The organism is Nocardioides sp. (assembly GCF_036401255.1).
Classification (GTDB): Bacteria; Actinomycetota; Actinomycetes; order Propionibacteriales; family Nocardioidaceae; genus Nocardioides.
The window spans coordinates 1-3309 of the sequence record NZ_DASWVI010000442.1; the positions used below are offsets into that span (position 1 = coordinate 1).

The window sequence follows — 3309 nt, forward strand, 5'->3', positions numbered from 1 at the left end:
ACATACCTGAGCACCCGACCCCGCCGGCACCGTCGGCGGGGCCACACCCATGCCCACGGCGGTTCAGCGTGACCGGAGGCGGTGGTTTCGAGACAGGCGCCAGCGCGCCTTCCTCAACCACCGTGCGCCAGGCCTGCGCAGAACGAGCAGCCATCCAACTCTCGTGTTCTCGACGGTGACCACAGCACGACCACCCCAGACCACCGCAGGCCGAGCGCCGACGGTGACCACGTCTCCTCGGGAACCGCGACCGCAACCCCCGACGGCCGCCAGCCGGGGTGAGCCGCCGCGGTGGCCGCCTCAGCCCTCCACGTCCGCCTCGGCGACCTCCTGGCCGTCGGCGGTGGTGGGGTGCTCCTCGTTGATCGCCTCGACCGCCTCGGTGAGCTCGACCTCGGCAGCCTGGGGTCGGCGGTCGAGGTGGATGCCGGCGATCATGCAGCGCACCGAGCCGCCGGCCAGCTCGATGGTGGGGATGTCGACGGCGACGATCTCGCAGGACTCCTCGATCGCCGCGACCTGGTCGGGACGGAGGCTGCGGCGGGCACGGCCGGACATCGCCATGATGTAGCGGCGCCTGCCCTCCGGCGTGCGCCCGCACAGCTCGACGGCGTTGCCGGCGAAGTCGCGGATCTGCTGCTCGGTCAGCTCGACGACCGTGCGGCCGTTGACGGTCAGGCGCTCGCGGACCTGCTCGCGGCGCTGCTTGTCCGGGATCATCTCCAGCGCGATCAGCGCGACGTCGGTGCCGACGCAGGCGAGGACGTTGGTGTGATAGACGGGCACGCCGTCGGAGTCGACCGCCTCGAAGGCCATCGGCTCGTAGTTGAAGTCGCTGCAGAACCGCTCGAGCACGTGCGTGTCGGCGCGGTGGCTCACCGCGGTGTACGCGACCCGCGAGACGTGGTCGAGCACCATCGCACCCGTGCCCTCGAGGAAGATGCCGTCCGGCTCGAGGCCGGAGTAGTCCACGATCGTCTGGGTGCGGTACTCCGACTTCAGCATCTCCAGCACGTCCGCGCGCCGCTCGTGGCGACGGTTCGAGGCGTACATCGGATACACCGCGACATAGCCGCCCGCGTGGGTCGACAGCCAGTTGTTCGGGAACACGCTGTCGGGGCGGGTGTGGTCCTCGTCGCGGAAGACGTGCACGCGTACGCCGGCGTCGCGCAGCGCCTGCGCCAGCGCATCCATCTCGGCCAGCGCCTTGCTCGAGGTTGCGTCCTCGGACTGGCCGACGGGGATGTCGCGCTGGAACGCGTTGTCGGCCGCGGTGGCCGGGTTGGGGACGAACCGCTCGGCGCGGACCAGGATGACGGCGGACGGGGCTTGGGCACTCACGATCGCCGAATGTAGATCATCGCCGTCGCTCCCCCGGTGCCGACCGGCACCGGCCCGAGACCGGCCGCTTTGGCGGATCCCGCCCATGGTCGACTATGGTTAGGCAAACCTAACCCTGTGAAGGACCCATGAAGCGCACACCGGCCCTCCTCGCTCTCACCCTCGCGGCGACCCTGTTCGCCTCCGGCTGCAGCGGTGGCGACGACGCGCTCGTCGTCTACAACGCCCAGCACGAGGAGCTGATCACCGACCTCGCGGCGTCGTTCACCGAGGAGACCGGGATCGAGGTCGAGCTGCGCAACGGCAAGGACCTGGAGATGGCCGCCCAGCTGGTCGCCGAGGGCGACGCGTCGCCCGCCGACGTGTTCTTGACCGAGAACTCCCCCGCCATGGCTCAGGTCGAGCGCGCCGGGCTGTTCGCCGAGCTCCCGCAGGAGGCCGTCGCGCCGATCCCGGACATGTACCGGCCCCGCACCGGGCTGTGGACCGGCTTCGTGGCCCGCTCGACGGTGCTCGCCTACAACACCGACCTGGTGACCGAGGACGAGCTTCCGGACTCGATCCTCGACCTCGCCGACCCGGAGTGGGCCGGCCGGATCTCCTTCTCCCCGACCGGGGCGGACTTCCAGGCGATCGTCGCGGCCGTCCTCGAGCTCGAGGGCGAGCAGGCCACGCGCGACTGGCTCGAGGGCATCAAGGCCAACGGGACCGTGTACGACGGCAACAACGTCGTGCTCGAGGCCGTGAACTCCGGCCAGTCCGAGGTCGGGGTCATCTACCACTACTACTGGTACCGCGACCAGGCCGAGGCGGGCGAGGTGTCCGACCACAGCGCCCTGCACTTCTTCGGCGACCAGGACCCCGGTGCCTTCGTGAGCGTGTCGGGCGCCGGCGTCCTCGCCTCGAGCGACCGGCAGCAGGACGCGGAGGCGTTCATCTCCTACCTCACCAGCACCGCCGGCCAGCAGGAGCTCGCCGACAGCTACGCGCTGGAGTACCCGCTGAACCCCGAGGTGCGGCTCGACCCGCCGGTCCAGCCGTTCGCCGAGCTCGAGCCGCCCCAGGTCAACGTCTCCGACCTCGACGGGGAGACGGTCATCGACCTCATGACCGAGGTCGGGTTCCTCTGAGCGAGCTGGCGCAGCTCCCGCTGCGTGGGCCGGAGCCGGCGGCCCGCGCCCGGACGCAGCGACCCGAGCCGGCGCCGGCCGTGCTGCTCGTGCTGGCCGCGGTCGTCACCGCCGCCAGCCTGATCCCGCTCGGCTACGTCCTCTGGTCGGTCACCGACGTCGGGCTCGGCGAGGCCCGCGAGTTCCTGGTCCGCCCCCGGATCGGCGAGCTGTTGTGGAACACCACCCGGCTGCTGGCCGGTGGGGTGGCGCTCAGCGCGGTGCTGGGCGTGGGCGGCGCCTGGCTGGTCGAACGCACCGACGTGCCCGGCCGCGGCTGGTGGCACGGCCTGATGTGCGCCCCGCTCGCGGTGCCGGCGTTCGTCAACGGCTACGGCTGGGTGTCGATGACGCACGCCGTCCAGAGCTACGGCGGCGCGGTGCTCGTCGTCAGCCTCTCGTACTTCCCGTTCGTCTACCTGCCCACCGTCGCGGCCCTGCGCCGCCTCGATCCCGGTCTCGAGGAGGTGAGCGCCGCCCTCGGGCAGCGACCGCTCGCGACCTTCCGGCGGGTCGTGCTTCCCGCAATCAGCCCCGCCGTCCTCGGCGGCTCGCTCCTGGTGGGCCTGCACCTCCTCGCGGAGTACGGCGCGCTGCAGCTGCTCAACTACCCGACGCTGACCACCGCGATCCTGCAGCAGTACGGCACCTCCTTCAACGGCCCCGCCGCGAGCCTGCTCGCGCTCGTCCTCGTGGTGTTCTGCCTGGTGCTGCTCGGCCTCGAGCTCGCGCTGCGCGGCGGCCGCCGACGCGCGCGGATCGGGTCCGGCACCGCCCGCGCGGCCCAGCCGCACCGCCT

General features: G+C 71.7%; 3 protein-coding genes. 2 read left to right on the forward strand and 1 reads right to left on the reverse strand.

Annotation, left to right across the window (positions count from 1 at the left end; all coding sequences use genetic code 11):
- Positions 1–300: 300 nt before the first annotated feature.
- Positions 301–1341 (reverse strand): citrulline utilization hydrolase CtlX, encoded by a 1041-nt coding sequence (ctlX, locus tag VGD85_RS20165; protein ID WP_331065219.1) that lies wholly within the window; start codon positions 1339–1341, stop codon positions 301–303.
- 128 nt (positions 1342–1469) lie between these two features.
- Between ctlX and VGD85_RS20170 the strand changes: the two genes are divergently transcribed.
- The gene (locus VGD85_RS20170; RefSeq protein ID WP_331065220.1) at positions 1470–2471 is read left to right on the forward strand and encodes an iron ABC transporter substrate-binding protein; all 1002 of its coding nucleotides are present in this window, start codon (positions 1470–1472) and stop codon (positions 2469–2471) included.
- 80 nt (positions 2472–2551) lie between these two features.
- Positions 2552–3309 (forward strand): ABC transporter permease (locus tag VGD85_RS20175; protein WP_331065221.1); only part of this gene is annotated, 758 nt, incomplete at its 3' end.

What these genes read in the sequence shown, in the direction of transcription:
- VGD85_RS20170 (WP_331065220.1), top strand. Translation starts at nt 1,470, where the DNA reads ATGAAGCGCACACCGGCCCTCCTCGCTCTCACCCTCGCGGCGACCCTG.